General features: G+C 55.0%; 15 protein-coding genes. 6 read left to right on the top strand and 9 right to left on the bottom strand.

Going from position 1 to position 15,581, the window contains the following annotated elements; translation table 11 throughout:
• Nucleotides 1-75: 75 nt before the first annotated feature.
• Together AC5DDB_RS23250 and AC5DDB_RS23245 are read left to right on the top strand one after the other, a co-directional pair.
• The gene (locus AC5DDB_RS23250; protein ID WP_491742151.1) at nucleotides 76-1,077 is read left to right on the top strand and encodes a DUF1559 domain-containing protein; all 1,002 of its coding nucleotides are present in this window, start codon (nucleotides 76-78) and stop codon (nucleotides 1,075-1,077) included.
• Nucleotides 1,074-1,508: a hypothetical protein gene (locus tag AC5DDB_RS23245; RefSeq protein WP_491742150.1), complete on the top strand. Its 435-nt coding sequence runs from the start codon at nucleotides 1,074-1,076 to the stop codon at nucleotides 1,506-1,508. Before AC5DDB_RS23250 ends, AC5DDB_RS23245 begins: the two co-directional genes overlap by 4 nt.
• Before the next feature lie 154 nt (nucleotides 1,509-1,662).
• On the opposite strand, the gene AC5DDB_RS23240 is transcribed toward AC5DDB_RS23245, so the two are convergent.
• Together AC5DDB_RS23240 and AC5DDB_RS23235 are read right to left on the bottom strand one after the other, a co-directional pair.
• On the bottom strand, nucleotides 1,663-3,942 hold the full coding sequence (locus AC5DDB_RS23240; protein WP_491742149.1) for a S41 family peptidase: 2,280 nt from the start codon (nucleotides 3,940-3,942) through the stop codon (nucleotides 1,663-1,665).
• A 225-nt stretch (nucleotides 3,943-4,167) separates the two neighbouring features.
• Nucleotides 4,168-4,419, bottom strand: a complete 252-nt coding sequence (locus AC5DDB_RS23235) for a carbon storage regulator (protein ID WP_491742148.1) — start codon at nucleotides 4,417-4,419, stop codon at nucleotides 4,168-4,170.
• Between the two features lie 520 nt (nucleotides 4,420-4,939).
• On the opposite strand from AC5DDB_RS23235, the gene AC5DDB_RS23230 reads away from it, so the two are divergent.
• Nucleotides 4,940-5,470 (top strand): hypothetical protein, encoded by a 531-nt coding sequence (locus tag AC5DDB_RS23230; RefSeq protein WP_491742147.1) that lies wholly within the window; start codon nucleotides 4,940-4,942, stop codon nucleotides 5,468-5,470.
• A gap of 109 nt (nucleotides 5,471-5,579) precedes the next feature.
• On the opposite strand, the gene AC5DDB_RS23225 is transcribed toward AC5DDB_RS23230, so the two are convergent.
• The 5 genes from AC5DDB_RS23225 to AC5DDB_RS23205 all read right to left on the bottom strand — a co-directional run bounded on the left by AC5DDB_RS23225 (nucleotide 5,580) and on the right by AC5DDB_RS23205 (nucleotide 10,742).
• Nucleotides 5,580-6,584 carry a sodium:calcium antiporter gene (locus AC5DDB_RS23225; protein WP_491742146.1) on the bottom strand — a complete coding sequence of 335 codons (1,005 nt, stop codon included), beginning with the start codon at nucleotides 6,582-6,584 and terminating at the stop codon, nucleotides 5,580-5,582.
• Between the two features lie 78 nt (nucleotides 6,585-6,662).
• Nucleotides 6,663-6,893: a hypothetical protein gene (locus AC5DDB_RS23220; protein WP_491742145.1), complete on the bottom strand. Its 231-nt coding sequence runs from the start codon at nucleotides 6,891-6,893 to the stop codon at nucleotides 6,663-6,665.
• Nucleotides 6,894-6,896: 3 nt separating this feature from the next.
• A complete protein-coding gene (locus AC5DDB_RS23215) occupies nucleotides 6,897-7,904 on the bottom strand; it encodes an FAD binding domain-containing protein (protein ID WP_491742144.1) in 1,008 nt (335 codons plus the stop codon).
• Nucleotides 7,905-7,962: 58 nt separating this feature from the next.
• Nucleotides 7,963-10,101: a xanthine dehydrogenase family protein molybdopterin-binding subunit gene (locus tag AC5DDB_RS23210; protein ID WP_491742143.1), complete on the bottom strand. Its 2,139-nt coding sequence runs from the start codon at nucleotides 10,099-10,101 to the stop codon at nucleotides 7,963-7,965.
• Nucleotides 10,101-10,742: a (2Fe-2S)-binding protein gene (locus AC5DDB_RS23205; protein ID WP_491742142.1), complete on the bottom strand. Its 642-nt coding sequence runs from the start codon at nucleotides 10,740-10,742 to the stop codon at nucleotides 10,101-10,103. Before AC5DDB_RS23205 ends, AC5DDB_RS23210 begins: the two co-directional genes overlap by 1 nt.
• Before the next feature lie 331 nt (nucleotides 10,743-11,073).
• Here AC5DDB_RS23205 and AC5DDB_RS23200 point away from each other — a divergent pair, with 331 nt between their 5' ends.
• Nucleotides 11,074-11,880: a methyltransferase family protein gene (locus tag AC5DDB_RS23200; protein ID WP_491742141.1), complete on the top strand. Its 807-nt coding sequence runs from the start codon at nucleotides 11,074-11,076 to the stop codon at nucleotides 11,878-11,880.
• Nucleotides 11,881-11,980: 100 nt separating this feature from the next.
• Here AC5DDB_RS23200 and AC5DDB_RS23195 read toward each other — a convergent pair whose 3' ends face one another.
• Complete coding sequence (locus AC5DDB_RS23195) at nucleotides 11,981-12,238, bottom strand: PLDc N-terminal domain-containing protein (protein ID WP_491742140.1); 258 nt, start codon at nucleotides 12,236-12,238, stop codon at nucleotides 11,981-11,983.
• A gap of 365 nt (nucleotides 12,239-12,603) precedes the next feature.
• Between AC5DDB_RS23195 and AC5DDB_RS23190 the strand changes: the two genes are divergently transcribed.
• On the top strand, nucleotides 12,604-13,779 hold the full coding sequence (locus AC5DDB_RS23190; RefSeq protein WP_491742139.1) for an NAD(P)-dependent malic enzyme: 1,176 nt from the start codon (nucleotides 12,604-12,606) through the stop codon (nucleotides 13,777-13,779).
• Between the two features lie 3 nt (nucleotides 13,780-13,782).
• Here the strand turns inward: AC5DDB_RS23190 and AC5DDB_RS23185 are convergent, their stop codons facing one another.
• Nucleotides 13,783-14,124 carry a translation initiation factor gene (locus AC5DDB_RS23185; protein WP_491742138.1) on the bottom strand — a complete coding sequence of 114 codons (342 nt, stop codon included), beginning with the start codon at nucleotides 14,122-14,124 and terminating at the stop codon, nucleotides 13,783-13,785.
• Between the two features lie 110 nt (nucleotides 14,125-14,234).
• Between AC5DDB_RS23185 and AC5DDB_RS23180 the strand changes: the two genes are divergently transcribed.
• Nucleotides 14,235-15,566 (top strand): formylmethanofuran dehydrogenase subunit B, encoded by a 1,332-nt coding sequence (locus AC5DDB_RS23180; RefSeq protein ID WP_491742137.1) that lies wholly within the window; start codon nucleotides 14,235-14,237, stop codon nucleotides 15,564-15,566.
• Nucleotides 15,567-15,581 lie beyond the last annotated feature (15 nt).

Genomic DNA, 15,581 nt, shown 5'->3' with positions numbered 1-15,581 from the left:
TTTTTTGCACCGTGCGACCTAGTTGAGTGTTTCATTCCTGTCCTACCTTCTTTTCCCACCTTGCTGGAGTCGCTCATGTCACGATTCGCTCGTCGACGGTCTGCCGGTTTTACACTGATCGAACTTTTGGTTGTGATCGCGATTATCGCGATCTTGATCGCCTTACTGCTTCCGGCTGTGCAGCAAGCTCGCGAAGCGGCTCGCCGGACGGAATGCAAGAACAAGATGAAGCAACTTGGGCTCGCATTGCACAACTACCACGATACCCACAATGCATTGCCGGCGGGTGGTTTTATCTTTACCGGCCCTACAAACACACTTACGCAGAGCTGTACCGCGAGCGGCCGTCGTGCTCCGTGGACCGTGCTCATTCTGCCATTCTTGGACGAAGTTAACCGCTACGAGAACTTCGACATGACCGCGGAATTCGTTTCCAGCAACGCCGAAACTCCCGCCGTGGGCAGCGGACTACCCAACCGCATCGAGTTCGATCGCCCGAACGCAAAATATCAGTGCCCCTCGGATCCCAATTCCCAGTCATCGCGGAACAATACGAACTACTTCGGCATTCAAGGTGGTGGAGTGACGTCCTCCCGGCAGTGTCAATCTAGCGATGTCGGTCGTGCATTCTGGACGAACGGGATCCTGTTCTTGAATTCGAGTACGAGACTCGGTGACATCACCGACGGCACAACGTCGACATTCATGGTTGGTGAAACTCGTTATCAGTTGTTGTCCGGTGGACGAACAGATGCGCACTGGCTCGGCTGGGCATCGGCCTATCGTGGCGGTGGTTCATCGGTCACAGGCACAACGGCTGCGACAACCGAAATCCCGATCAATGGCTGCAACTGTCACGGAAACTCACACGACACCACATTCGGCTCCTCCGGGACGATTCCCCCGCAAGGTCAAGGCCTGAGCATGCGAGCGTTCGGCAGTTTTCACCAAGGTGGTTGTCACTTCCTGCTGGCTGATGCTTCGACTCAATTCGTCAGCGAAAACATTGACATCAATGTTTATATGCAACTCGGCATTCGGAACGATGGTCTTCCCATTGGAGGATTTCCTCAATGATGAACTTGATTCCAAAGATTCCTGCCTTGCGATATGCAGTGGTCGGGCTATTGGGGATTGTCGCAAGTGGCTGTGGAGGAGGTACCAACGATGCCCCAGAGCGATTTCCGATTTCCGGTAAGGTCAATTACGATGGCAAACCGGTGCCGAAGGGTAACATCACGTTCATTCCAGATAGCACCAAAGGCAACAGCGGTCCTAGTACAACGGTTGCAATCGTTGAAGGGATGTATCAATCGAAAGAAGGGACCATCGGCGGTCCGCACATCGCTCAAATAGCCGGTTATGACGGCATCCCAATTCCCAGTGGCGAAGGCGGTGAAAACCCAACCGGCAAAGAATTGTTCAACGGTTGGAAGAAGAACCTCGACTTGCCGAAAGAATCCACGACGGAGGACTTTGAGGTCCCAAAGTCCCAAGGCCGAACGTAAGTCGTTCACCAACGAACGATGCGGCCAACGGCAAACATCGACAGGTTTCGCCAAACGATAAGATTCGAACGTTCTGACAAAAAAGACCTCCAACCGTGCGGGCGGTTGGAGGTCTTTTCGTTTGCGATGGTTACTGGGTCGGACTCGATCGCGACTAGCGGTTGAGTTGGTAGTTCACCGGAACCGTTTGTTGTTGGCGATCCTTCGCGGAGGCCAACTCTTGCACGTCCCGACCGGCGGCGACTTGGAGAGCTGTTTCCAACTCTCGGTCGTAGTTGCTAGCGAGATTATCATTCCGATATCCGGTCTTTTGGACTTTGATATCGGGGGTTACTCCCGCTCCCGCCATTTCTCGCCCGCTGGGGGAGTAGAACTTTGCGGTGGTCAGTTTCAGGTTGCCAGCAACACTTTGCAGAGGGAAGTGCGTTTGCACGGTGCCTTTGCCATAGCTTTGCTGACCGACGATCAAGCCTCGTTTGTTGTCCTGAATAGCGGCAGCGAAGATTTCACTGGCCGAAGCCGAGTCACCATCAACCAGCACCACCAACGGGACTTTCCAAGTTTGAGCGTACTTCGCGGATTCTTGCATTTGATCCTGTTGTGTCCGGCCACGCGTCGAGACAATCGTACCGCTCGGCAGGAATTTGTCACTAATTTCGATCGCCGTCGTCAACAGACCACCAGGGTTGCCTCGCAAGTCGAAGATCAGGCTTTGCATTCCCTGACGGTGCAGTTGCCACAGGGCTTCATCAACTTCTTGGCTCGACGATTGGGCGAACTTATCGAGTTTGATGTAACCAGTTTTATTCTCCTTCATTTCCACTTCGCTCACACTGTAGACCCGCACGTTTTGACGAGTCACGGTGATCGGTGAAAGTTGTTGTCCGTTGCGAACAATCGTCATGCTGAGCGAACTTCCGAGCGGTCCACCGATCATGTCGACAGCGTAGTTCATGTTCTGACCAGCCAACCGACGACCGTTGATCGCCACCACAATGTCACCCTTTTGAATCCCAGCTCGTTGAGCCGGTCCACCTCGCAGGGGTCGCACAATTTCAATCCCGTCAGCATGAGGCTTCACTTCGATTCCGATGCCGACGATGTTGTCTTCCAGACCTGTTGCAGCAGTTTTGCGATTTTGGAACTCATCCGGCAGGCTCGCAGAGCGGGGGTCTTCCGGAAGGAAAGTCGAGTATTTGTCCAACGATTCCGTTGAGCCGTACACGAATTCCAGGATCGTCGTGGTCGACGGGATGCCGACTTGTTGTTGAGCCATGCTCGCGACTTGCCAAACCACTTGGCTGGCGGAGTTACGATCGTTGACGGCTCGGCCGTTGATGTACTGGTTCATGCTGGCTTGGAAACTTTGGATTTGATTCGAAGACGGTTGCAACCGGTTAGCAGTTGTGAAACTTTGGTTGCGAAGTCCTTCCATCAAGTTGCTGGCACCGCGTTGCAGTCGAACTTGGTACGAAACGGGTTCACGGTGACGAGTATCAATCAAGTTAGACGCTTCTTGGAACAAGCTCATCGCTTGTTGCGGGCTGACCGCTTGCACAAATCGTTGAACAACTGGGTCACCATACCGAGCCGTCAGTTTGAGCTGAATCTTTTCGCTTTCGGAAAGTTGATCTTCCGGGTGTACGATCGGTTGAGTAGGGCCGTAGGTTGGTCCTTCGTTCCGCGAAGGAATCGGCGACCAATCCTGTGGCAAACGGTCTTCAAAACGGTTCGGTTCTTGTCGGCCGAGGTAGTCATCGTAGCGGTTGTTGTCACGATTTCGTTCGGGAGCCCGATCATCGTTACGTCGTTCCCGACGGTTCGGCATCCGATTGTCGAGTCGTGGACCTTGCTCGTTACGGTTCCGGCTGAAGTTGTCTTCATAGCGACGGTCATTTTCATAGCGACGATTGTCATCATACCGGCGTCCATCCAAACGCAAGTTCCAGTCAGAATCGTCGATGATCGAGGAGCCCAAATCTCGACGGTTCATCTCTTCATGGCTGAGGTCATACCGATCGTTGGGAATCCGTCGCGTTTGGTACTCGCGTGAATTCGAACGATAGTCGTCATACCGCGGGGTTTCGTCCCGACCGATCAAGTCTTGCAATCGTCGGTTGAGTTCATCGTAATTCGGGGTGCTGGACGTGTTGCTAATGAATGTCGTGTCGCTCTGCGGCGGATAAACCGTGCGGTAAGGCGACGGCGATTCGTAGCTTGTCGGGCGATATCGATTGTCGTTGTTGTAGGTATCGTTGTACTGATTGTTGTATGTCGGTGTCTTGCAGAAACCGTTTGCATTGTTGGCGAAGTCATCGCCGAAGACGTTGGTTGTTGTGAGTGTCGCCACGATCATTGCCAAGCCCAGCCCCAGCCGAGCCATCCCGAATCGCACGCCACTTGCCCCGCAAGATTGTTTGGTGAATTGAGCCATCGAACAAAGTCCTTTCGCGAAGACGACGAGAAACCCAAGCCGGCTGCCTCTCCCTGCAGCGTGGTGGCCCGTTCCTCGGGTCCGCGAATGAAGCCATCCTGTCAGTCTCGCGATCCTGCGAGCTTCGCCTGTTTGTTCTCAGTCAGGCGGATGGCAAATATGGAAAATTGAAAAAGGTTAGAGTTCAAAAATTCAAAGCGACTGACCAACTCCGACGCGAGCGTCTTATGCCACGTGCGGGTATTGATCCGAGCAAACCGACATCGAAGCCGAGTTAATTTCGCGTGTTGCGACAGCGGCGGCGTTCGGCGTGGTGACAGGTTCGGCTTCGTCACAGAGTTCCGCTCGCAGGACGCGAACGTTCGACGGAGCTTCAATTCCAATTTTGACGGTGCTTTTTCCGGTGCGAATCACTTTGATGACAATATCGTCGCCAACCTGAATCATTTCGGACGTCTTGCGAGTTAAAACGAGCATTGGGATTCCCTTCACTTGCTGATTGATTGTTGAAAAGTGATTTCCAGGAGATTCGAAGGGGCCAACATTGTGAGTTTGTTATTTTGTTGTTGGCCGTTCGACTCAGGATGATTGGCACTAATGCAGGCGGTGTGCCAAAGCGATTTTTGCAGGTCAATAGGAGTTCGATATTTCACGTAAGTCATTGATATACCTAGAGAAGAAAATTCTAGTCGCTTTTGGGGTTGACGAAAAAGATTGCAAACGATCGCAGAAGCTACAAGGAATTCTCTGCAATCCTGCAATGCTTCGCGCCGCAATTGATGCGGTTCCGATACCCCTATATGGCGACGAGTCTTCTTGATCTGACAACGCCCGACAGCGAACCCGAGGAAATCGACTTTTTTTCAAGAGACTGTCGGTAAAGTCCTCCAGCCTGGTCATATTCCTGCCGAAGGGAATGCAACATTGACATTCCTTCGCATCCCAAGTCGATTTCGATCGACCATCCCCTGCAAAAGACGCTAAGAGGAACTCAGCAATGAATGGAACTTTCAAACTTGCCGCTTTCGTCGCGACCGGTGTTTTCGGTACGGGTGCGTCAGCATTCGCAGCAGACCGGTATGAGAACCGACAAACGGCCTACGGGTATCAACCGCCGGTTTACCGAGCCGCGAATTATTGCCCACCCACTTCGGTGAACTATCACGTGAGTTACCAACAGCCGGCACCATGTGCCCCTGTGGTATGTCCGCCGCGACCATGCCCACCACAACCGTGTGCACCGGTTGCTCCGTGTGCCCATCCGCAGCCCTGCACGCAATGCGGGTACTACGGGGGAGTGAGCCAATATCCGGCTTACAACTATGGACCAGTCAATACGGCTCCCGTGAACTACGTAGCCCCCACGCCGTACCAACCAAACCCGTATCCTTATGCTCCCTACGGGCAGAACGAGAATCGAGAGAACAATTCGAAGTTGCGTGGCATCGCGGAGCGAACCGATTTCGATAGCCGAAACCCGATCACTTCAACGCGGTCAGAACAGACGAACAACCCTTTTTTCCGCTAAGCGAGATCGGGGTTCGAATTGAACGCATCTGATTGCAACACCGCTCGAAGCGACCTTGATGAGAGGTCGCTTCTTTTTTTGTTTCTCAGAGTTGGAGGGAGAGTCGCAATCAGTGCAACATGCCAATCAAGATTAAACTACCGAGCGAAAGCAACGCGATCAGGGCTGCATCGTACTCGAGAAGCCACAACCGTCGTTCTGCCTGAAAGAGCAGGCCCAATAACGCAATAGAAGTAATAATGATAATCGCAGCACACGTGATAACGTGATAGCTTCCAATCGAGGCAAACAAAGGAGCATGAAAGAAGCCATCGACGAACACGAGAATCAAAATGTTGAACGAGTTGCTGCCGAAGATATTACCAACCGCGAGATCGAACGCGCCAATCCGCAGTGCAGCCCGAGTGGTTGTAATTTCCGGAAGCGATGTCACCGCCGCCAACAACACCGTACCGACAACACTAGAACCCATTCCGGTTTGTTTGACGAGTTCATCAGCGGTATGCGTCAAATACCAAGCCGCCACAAATACAATAGCCGTGCACACCAAATATCCCGCTAAAGCCGGAATCAATTTCATCTCCGGTGGTGGGCTGGCGAGGGGGTCATCTGGGTGAGCGGGTTTCGCATGAGCGATTTGATAACGTTGATCATAAAAGATCATCCGCGCACACCCCAGGTATGCTAACCCAAGGATAACCGAGCCGAGACCGACTGGCCCCAACTCGATTGATTCGGGCAACTGAATGAACAGCAAAACGATGCCGGTCAGCAAGATCACACTCGCTGCCGACAACCCGTGAGCAGCCGCCTCGTTCGAGAACAATTTGCCCCCCGAGCGGTACATCAAATCTAGTACCGCCAGCAGAAACAAATTGAACACACAACTCCCGAGCAAATCGCCGACGGCCAGATCAGGGGCGTCGATCATCGCCGCACTACAACCGACGACAAGCTCCGGCAGACTGGTCGCGATGCCCATCAACAACATACCGGCCAACGTACGCCCAAGTCCCATACGATCACCGAGCGCATCAGCGAACTTTGCCAGGAACGTCCCAGCAACAATGATCGTTAGTGATTGCAGGAGGAAGTGACCAATTAGCACAGACATATTCGAAGGAGAAACCGCTGGGGGGAAGAAAAAAATGCCGCCGATAAGGAACCGGCGGCGGCGTGTGGACTGTTGCGTCTAGACTTCTTCGTAGCAACTCCGGGTGGCGTCGCAACATTCTTCCAGATCACAGATTCCGCGATCCGGGCCGAACATCGTTTGCGTATGAGCACACCAGAAGTAACCGTCGCCGGCCGCTTCCTCACCCGGCGGCAAACCGTGGTTGATATACATGCCCTTCGAGAGCAAATGCCGACAGCGAGTGCCGGATTGAATCACAGGCAAATTTGGATCGTTTGGTGTCGCCATCGGTTAGACCTCCCCTCGGTTTTGAGTCCGTGCGGATTCGGCGGCTGCAAGAATTGCACGTTTGACTGCCGTGCGAGCAATGCGAACTTTATACCGGTTCTCACTGAGTGGAGTTGCCGAAGCAACAGCCGCTTCTCCGGCGGATTCGGCGGTGGCTTCCGTCACGGGGCGACCGAGAATTGACACGACGGCACTCGTTGCGTCCCACGGCGTCGGAGCGACATGCCCCATCACCACGCGAGCATTCCTCACCACTCCGTTGACGATATTGAGCATCGCCGACGCCGCAGCCAACGGCCAGTCCAGTCCTTCGAGTTCAAGGACTTCGTAACTGGCACTCAACAACCTGCTCGGACTCGGCAATTGAATATGCGTCAACAGTTGACCTGGTTTTAAGACCGTCACGCCTTGCCGATCTGTCTTCGGAGTTCGATAGAACGACTCCAAATCGATCCACTGTTCTTGGTGAGGCTTTGGTCCGATGACTCGCACTTTCGCCCCCCACGTGATGAGAGCCGGTGCGAAACGCGACGCGGAGACAAACTTGGCCGGTCCCCGGTTGCCGAAAATCGCGTGGTAGCGATTGTCTCCGGCAGCGACGACGGACTTGCCGTTTTCGAGCCCAAGCAAACCGCTCCCGTTGCGGAAGTACCAGCAGTTCGGCATGTGACATAGGTCGCCACCGATCGTGCCCATTTGCCGAATTTGAATCGACCGCACGCCGCGAATGACGTCCTGCAACGAGTGGTATCCCGCCAACAACGGCTCCGACTGCATTTCGTCGAGCGTGACCAGCGAACCGATTTGCACACCGTCACCATCGGCAGTCACGGAGTGCAAACTCTCGATGTGTTTGATGTCGACGACTCGCTGCGGGGCGAGCAAGTCGGCTTTCATCAGGTTCAGCAAATCGGTACCACCGGCGAGGACGGCGGTGTTGCCGTCGTGTTCGCCGAGGAGTTCGATGGCTTCCGCTTCGGTTTCAGGCCGAGCATATTCGAAGTTTCTCATGCGGCACCTCCCTTCTGTGATGAGGTGATGAGGTCTAATGTGATGAGGTGACGATTCATCATGCGTTCGCTCCTTCCAACGCATCGAGGACGCGTTTCGGAGTCATCGGCAACACCGGCACACGCACACCGATGGCATTGGCGACGGCATTCGAGATGGCGGCTCCTGGTGAAATCACCGGCGGTTCGCCGAGGCCAATCACACCGCGATTGTAGATGTCGTCAGGTTGGTAGATGTCGACGATCAGTTCGCCGATATCACCTAAACGCGGCAGCTTGTAGTTTTCGAAATCGGCATTGATGAACCGACCAGACTTCGGATCCATGATCCGCTCTTCCGTCAGAGCATAGGCAATGCCCATGATCATCCCGCCTTCGATCTGGCTACGAGCGGCTTTCTCGTTGATGATCAGCCCGCAATCCTGAACGGCGACGAACTTCTCGACTTTGACTATGCCGGTCTCGGTGTCGACGGAAACTTCCGCCATCTGCACCCCACCGACGCCATCGTCCGTCAGTTCTTTCACCGGACCAGTCCCCGTGACTTCTAACCCCATCGGGCCGGTGAGTCGGGCGGCGTCCTTCCAGGAACAAACGGTCTTGCCACCGGAGACGATCTTGCCATCGACGGCTTCCAATGAATCGGCTTTGACATCGTACTTGGCAGCGACCTTGTCGAAGATCTGCCAGAGCGCTTCGAGAGCCGCTTTCCGATTCGGACCGGAGACACCACCAATTGTCGTGCTCCCACCGGACGGACCGGACCGTGGGTACTTACTCGAACCGATGTTGACCTTCACCATTTCGAGCGGAATGCCAAAGGTTTCGGCTAACACGATGGCGATCGCAGTCCGGGTTCCGGTACCGATATCTTGCGAACCGGCGGTGGATTCCACGGTGCCGTCGGGATTGACCTTCACCAAACAACTGGCTGCATGGGGTCGTCCGCCCCATTGGTGAATCGCGACGCCCAAACCGCGTTTGACGCCGTTCTTCGATTCACCTTTGCCGTGCGGATGCCACTTGTCTTTCCAGTCCATCAACTCAGCCGCTTTATCGAGTTCGGCTTTGTAGACTTCCGGACGTGGCGTCTTGTCGAGATTCTTGAGAATGACATCGAGCGTATCCATACCGAGTTTGGCGGCAAGGTCGTCGATGGCGGTGCAAGTCATCGCACAGAGTTGCGGATGGTTCGGGGCTCGCCAAGCTCGCGTGGGTCCGGTGTTCGTTTTCAGGCCAACCGCTTTCCGATTACGGTTGTCGAAGTCGAACACGTAGGGCATTTGGTTGACGTCGACGGTGCCGCCACGCATCCCATCGGTGCCCCAATGCTCGCTGTCCCATGCGACAATCCGGCCCTCAGCATCGGCCGCGATTTTCACTTTGCCAAAACAACTTGGCCGAGTGCCGGCGATCTTGAGTTCTGTCGCCCGATCGAGCATCAACCGCACAGGGCGACCGGCTTCCTTCGCCATTTGTGCACAAGCCACACCCCATTCATCGGCCTGGAACTTCGAACCGAAACCACCGCCAATGTAATCGCAAATGATCTCGACGCTCGAAGCATCGATCCCTAACGGACCGGCAAATTGGCCCGCCGTACCGGAGACGTTTTGAGTGGAGAGGTGCACCGTGAGGCCGTTGCCGTTCGGGTCCCATTCACAATGTGAACCGTGAGGTTCCATGCAACTGTGCGTGATCGTGCTCACGCCGTAATAACCTTCATGGACGACCTTCGCATCTTTGAACGCCGCCTCGACATCGCCCTTGGTCGACTCTCGTGGTCTGTTGAGACGATCGAGTTCTTCGGCTTGCTCGAAGTTGTCTTCATCCACGAAGTGATCGAGCACTTCGTACTCGACTTTAATCGCGCGAATCGCATCGGCCGCCAATTCCGGACGTTCCGCAGCAACGGCCGCTACGAGGGCACCGTCCCATTGGAGTTCATCGCCTTCTTTGACGAATTGATGAACCGCATGCACCCCGGGACTATTCTTCGCGGGTGCGGTATCGAGTTTGACGATCTTCGCGTGCCCGTGTGTGCACGTCAGGACTTTCGCAAAGAGTGTGTCCTTGGTGTTGATGTCGGCGGAGTATTTCGCGGTTCCGCTGGCTTTAGGTTGGCCATCGAGACGAGCGATTTCGGTGCCGATGAGTTTGTTCTTTTCGCGTTTTTTCCAACTGACCTCGCGTGGCATTAGGCACCTCCTGTCAGTTCGAGAGCACACTTCATGATGCCGTCATAAGTTCCACAACGGCAGATGTTCCCGCCGAGACCTTCGCGGATTTCCGCGGCACTCGCTTTCGGGTTTTTGTCGACGAAAGCACGCATTGCCATCACGAATCCCGGTGTGCAGAAGCCACACTGTTGGGCGTCGTGTTTGACGAAGCCAGCAACAACCGGATCGATATTCCCGTCGGCAACGAGCGATTCGACGGTGCGTATTTTTTGGCCTTCGCACTCGATCGCCAAGCGACTGCCGGCGAGTACAGCTTTGCCGTCAATGATGACGGTATCGGCACCGGCGGCGTCTCGTTCGTCGACGTCTTTACAACCGGTGAGGTTTAAATCGTTGCGAAGAGCATCGAGCAAGGTGACTCGCGGCTCGATCTCGAGTGTGTGGTCTTTGCCGTTGACGTTGAGCGTCACTTTCTGCGGCTTTGCCGAGCGAACCTTCGACTTGGCGTCTTGTGCGTTCGCGGTTTCGGTGGTGGTTGCCAACGCAGTAGCGGCGGCTGCGGCACCGGAACCTTTCAGAAAGTCTCGCCGGTTGAAACCCGTACGGGTTGGGGAACCGTCCGGTGGTCCGGAGCGTGTGCGGTCTTCACGTTTTCGCATCAACTCTGTCCTCCCTTTTAGGTAGGACCGCAATGCGGTCTTCTGTGCCCGCGGTGGCAGTGAAGAGTCCGAAGTAGACTGACTCCCGCGAGACAGAACCCGCCACGGTCAACTAGGAACCACTCTTCCGAACGAGACCCGACACCACTCTCGAAGCGACGCAGCCCCCTCGGAAATCGTATTCACGCCAGATCCTACCCGCGACTTCAGATAACAGCAATCAACTCCGAAAGAATCCCCGCGATGAATCCATCTTTCCTCGTTTGCCGAACTCGATTAGTCTCCCCTCGCGGAACCGTCATTTCATTGCCGCATCTCGGGAGTAGAGGACATGAATGTCGCCAGCAATACCGCGGCTTCCCCAGTCAATGGACAAGCTCTAACCGAAACAACGTACCCATCACCCGCCATGCGGTTATGGAATGCAACGCCGGACTGGTTGTTTCGTGTTCTTGGCGGTGTATTCTTCCTGGGATGTGTGACGTACCGACTGCCCGCGTACTTCCGCGACTTTTGGAGTATGGGGCCGTTCTATGTGTTTCCTGATGGCAGCCGATTGCAGTTGCCTTGGACGCAAGTGCTCATCGACAGTACGCTGCTCTTACTCGGTTTCTCTTATTGCTTCCGCTTGCCGGCAAAATCGCAGGTCAATCGATTCCGTGACGTAGCGATCGCGTTAATTGGTGGATTCTGGCCGATGATGCCGTTCGCCATTGGAGCCGTGCTCACGGTATTCCAACCGGCTTGGGCTTATCAATTTCAATTGGCGCTTTGGCCAAGTGTGGTCTCGTTGGAATCGGTGATACTCGGCGCGGGTCTGATCATCATCGGGAATGCAATCGACGTGAGTAGCTATTGGTATCTATTCCGGTCATTCAGCATCGTGCCGGAAGCACGTGAGTTGATCACCCAGGGGCCGTATCGGTTCTTGCGACATCCGGTGTACTTCGGGCAATTGATCGCACAGGCGGGAGTTTGGCTCGTTTTCGCGAAACTGAGTCCGATGACACTCGGGTTCTATTTGGCGTTCGTCGGAATTCAGATCTACCGCGCGAAGCTAGAAGATCGAGTTCTGCAAAACGTATTCGGCGAGAACTATTCGACTTGGAAGAACAGTACGTTCTGGTTCACAAAATAAAAGCCTGCCGGCTGAAACCGACAGGCTTGATTTTGCCTTCGTCTGTGACTCGCCATGGTCAACGGTCGACCACCATGGTCGTGTTCGCCCCATACACCAGCTAGGTCAGAGACGCCGAGGACGAAGAGCCAGAACGTCCGACCGCAAAATAGATAATCGCTCCGACGATTTGCGTTGCTACGATGACAATCACCCAGAGCAACCGCGAACTATCGTCCAAACGGGGATTCTTGATCGCGTCCACCAATGCCCAAATCCAAACGACAACGGATGCAATGATCAATCCGACCCAGAACAAGAATAGCCCGCCAGCGACGAGCACGCCTTCACCTTCTGCAAACAACAGGAATGGGTTCATAGGAAACGCCTCCTCAATGTGATTTCAATGATTGAGTCGGACCTTCAACATTGCACTTCGCATGCCAAACCTGCGACATCGCACTGATTGTGACAACGTCGCCGACTTGGGATCACCGCGAATTCAGTCTCGCGAAAACTGGACGGTGATGCTCGAACAGTCGATATCATCACACGAAGCGGTGGGTGTCGTCGCTGTGTCAAAGCCAGTAACGAGATCTTCCCATCCACGATCACCTCGAACGACCATCAGCCAAGCCATTCAAACTGGAATCGGAAACTACGCTGGCGATCACGTGTTTGAAGTGGTTTAATTCTGAACACGACACACCTCGGGATCTCTCCTGCTAAAGGACAGCGAATACCATGACGGATTTCTTCGAACGCAGCCTGATTGTCCATGAGCAACTTCGGGGTAAACTCCGCGTGATGGGAACGATGCCGGTCGAAAGTCGGGATGACCTTTCCCTGGCGTACACGCCGGGAGTGGCCCGCCCATGTGAGGAAATCGCGAAGAATCCCGCTCGTGCAAGTGACCTCACCATCAAGCACAATTCAGTCGCGGTCGTCAGTGATGGTTCCGCGGTGTTGGGTTTGGGGAACATCGGCCCGTACGCAGCCATTCCGGTGATGGAAGGCAAGGCGTTGCTGTTCCGTGAGTTTGCCAGCGTGGATGCCTGGCCGATTTGTCTCGACACCCAAGACCCGGACGAAATCATTGCTACGGTTCGGCGAATCGCACCGGTGTTCGGCGGCATCAATCTGGAAGACATCTCGGCTCCCCGATGTTTCTACATCGAAGACGCGTTACAGGATCTCGGAATCCCGGTGTTCCATGACGACCAACACGGCACCGCGATTGTCCTTTTGGCCGCCTTGATCAATGCCGCTCGGGTGCTCGATCGCGACTTCACCAAGTTACGCGTTGTCATCAACGGTGCGGGAGCTGCGGGGACGGCGATCGCTCGCCTGTTGCGGTGTGTAGGGCAAAGCGACGATGTGTGCACAGGCGTGGAAGACGTCATCATTTGCGATTCCAAAGGTGCGATTCACCGCGATCGCACCGATTTGGCCGACTACAAACGCAGTTTGCTGGCCTACACGAACCGTTCGAATCGACAAGGGGACCTGCGAAGCGTGCTCGAAAATGCCGATGTATTCATCGGCGTGAGCAAGGGCGGTTTACTCACAAGCGAAGATATCGCACGCATGGCAAACGAGCCGATCGTGCTAGCAATGGCGAACCCGATCCCGGAAATCATGCCGGACGAAGCCCACCGCGGAGGAGCGGCCGTCGTGGGGACCGGACGCAGCGATTTTCCGAATCAGATCAACAACGTGCTGGTCTTTCCGGGTATCTTCCGCGGCGCGTTGGATGCCGGAGCGGCTGTGATTTCGGATAAGATGAAAACCGCCGCCGCCGAAGCGCTCGCCGCTGCGACACTCGACCCGTCTCGCGACCGCGTGTTGCCCGATCCACTTGATAAAAGCGTGGCTCCGCAAATTGCCGCCGCCGTTGCCCGCGCTGCGAACGCTGACTGACGTTCAACCTTTGACCTTGAAGCCGATCTTCTGCAGTTCCGCCCGGACGTTGTCGAGATGCCGTCCCTGAATTTCGAGGACATCGTCTTTCAACGTTCCGCCCGCTCCGCAGACGGATTTCAACCGCGTGAGCAGGGCGGGAAGATCGTTGCCTTCGCCGGGCAGTCCCGACACAACCGTCACGACTTTTCCCTTTTTGCGTTTCTCGACCGCGAGCCGTGTGGTTTGCTTCTCGGGGGGGATCACCAACGGCGGAGGCGGCGGACACGTACATTCTTCCTCCAATTCGTCACATTTCTCGCAACGTGGAGGTCGATCGAACGGAGTGCCTTCAAAAAGTCGCATAGGATTCCAATCGTTCGCAGAACTTCCCGTTTCCGAACGGGATGGATGTTTGGTAGGATCAACCGTTATTGATTGCAGCCGATATTCGTCAGTCACGAAAATAGATCGCCATGAGCACAGCCGCAACCGAGACCGCTACGCAACCGGAACTCAAAATCGTCGAAGACGCGACGTGCACGTTCTGCGGATGCGTCTGCGACGATATGGTATTGACGGTCGAAGACAACAAAATCACCAAGGCCAAAAACGCTTGCGTGCTGGGGAAGGCGTGGTTCTTCAATCACCACATTGAAGACCGTCCCGAAGCGACGATCGAAGGCCAACCGGCCAGCTATGAAGACGCGTTCGACCGTGCCGCTGAGATTCTATTAAACGCGAATTACCCCGTCACCTACGGGCTATCAGACACCACTTGTGAAGCCCAACGGGTCGCTGTCGCGATATCCGACTGGATCGGCGGTTGCGTCGACACTACCACGTCGGTTTGTCATGGTCCCTCGGGAATGGCGTTTCAGGGTGTTGGCGAGGTCACGTGTTCACTCGGTGAGATCAAGCATCGGGCGGACTTTCTAATCTTCTGGGGTGGCAACCCGGCGGAAAGTCATCCCCGTCACTTCACCCGTTACAGTTTGATGCCGAAGGGGGACTTCGTTCCAAACGGTCGCAAAGACCGGACGGCTGTCCTGATCGACGTCCGCAAAACCAAGAGCGCCAAAGCCGCCGATATCTTCCTGCAAATCAAACCGCGTTCCGATTTCGAGCTTGCGTGGGCCATGCGGGGGTTGGCGAAGGGTGTGCCGATCGATCCGTCCGTTGAGAAGAAGACTGGCGTCTCACTCGAGCAACTCTCCGAAGTCGTCGAGAAGATGAAAGAGGCCAACTTCGGCGCGATTCTGTTCGGCATGGGTGTGACCATGACCCGCGGCAAACACATCAATAGTGAAGCGGTGTTGGCCCTGGCACGGGACATGAATCAGTACGGTCATCGCTGGGTCGCTAAACCGATGCGCGGTCATGGCAACGTGACTGGGGCGGACAATGTGGTCTCCTGGTCAACGGGTTATCCATTTGGTGTGAACTTGGGACGCGGATTTCCACGATTCAATCCCGGCGAGTTCACCACCAGTGATTTGCTCGCGCGTGGCGAAGCGGATGCGGCTCTCATCATCGCCTCCGATCCGATGTCGAATTTCAGCCAACCGGCCCGCAATCACCTGGCGAGCATTCCCAGCGTTGTGCTCGATCCCAAACTCAGTGAAACCGCCAAAGTCGCCACCGTCGCCTTCACGACAGCAACCTACGGGATCAACACACCGGGTACCGTCTATCGTATGGATGACATTCCAATTCCGCTCCGCCCAGCGTTCGAGTCCCCGTATAAAAGCGACTTCGAAGTGCTCAAAGCCATCGAGAAACGCATCCGCGCGAAGCAACTTCAGTAGTCATCGAACGAAACA

It is taken from the genome of Thalassoroseus sp., from assembly GCF_984380535.1.
Note: the sequence above shows the minus strand (reverse complement) of the source record. Positions and strands in the feature narration are given on the sequence as shown.

Bases quoted from the DNA above. Each gene is read 5' to 3' on its own strand.
- AC5DDB_RS23240 (WP_491742149.1), bottom strand. From the start codon at position 3,942: ATGGCTCAATTCACCAAACAATCTTGCGGGGCAAGTGGCGTGCGATTC.
- AC5DDB_RS23190 (WP_491742139.1), top strand. From the start codon at position 12,604: ATGACGGATTTCTTCGAACGCAGCCTGATTGTCCATGAGCAACTTCGG.
- AC5DDB_RS23220 (WP_491742145.1), bottom strand. From the start codon at position 6,893: ATGGCGACACCAAACGATCCAAATTTGCCTGTGATTCAATCCGGCACT.
- AC5DDB_RS23235 (WP_491742148.1), bottom strand. From the start codon at position 4,419: ATGCTCGTTTTAACTCGCAAGACGTCCGAAATGATTCAGGTTGGCGAC.
- AC5DDB_RS23205 (WP_491742142.1), bottom strand. From the start codon at position 10,742: ATGCGAAAACGTGAAGACCGCACACGCTCCGGACCACCGGACGGTTCC.
- AC5DDB_RS23245 (WP_491742150.1), top strand. From the start codon at position 1,074: ATGATGAACTTGATTCCAAAGATTCCTGCCTTGCGATATGCAGTGGTC.
- AC5DDB_RS23195 (WP_491742140.1), bottom strand. From the start codon at position 12,238: ATGAACCCATTCCTGTTGTTTGCAGAAGGTGAAGGCGTGCTCGTCGCT.
- AC5DDB_RS23250 (WP_491742151.1), top strand. From the start codon at position 76: ATGTCACGATTCGCTCGTCGACGGTCTGCCGGTTTTACACTGATCGAA.
- AC5DDB_RS23230 (WP_491742147.1), top strand. From the start codon at position 4,940: ATGAATGGAACTTTCAAACTTGCCGCTTTCGTCGCGACCGGTGTTTTC.
- AC5DDB_RS23215 (WP_491742144.1), bottom strand. From the start codon at position 7,904: ATGAGAAACTTCGAATATGCTCGGCCTGAAACCGAAGCGGAAGCCATC.
- AC5DDB_RS23210 (WP_491742143.1), bottom strand. From the start codon at position 10,101: ATGCCACGCGAGGTCAGTTGGAAAAAACGCGAAAAGAACAAACTCATC.
- AC5DDB_RS23180 (WP_491742137.1), top strand. From the start codon at position 14,235: ATGAGCACAGCCGCAACCGAGACCGCTACGCAACCGGAACTCAAAATC.
- AC5DDB_RS23225 (WP_491742146.1), bottom strand. From the start codon at position 6,584: ATGTCTGTGCTAATTGGTCACTTCCTCCTGCAATCACTAACGATCATT.
- AC5DDB_RS23185 (WP_491742138.1), bottom strand. From the start codon at position 14,124: ATGCGACTTTTTGAAGGCACTCCGTTCGATCGACCTCCACGTTGCGAG.
- AC5DDB_RS23200 (WP_491742141.1), top strand. From the start codon at position 11,074: ATGAATGTCGCCAGCAATACCGCGGCTTCCCCAGTCAATGGACAAGCT.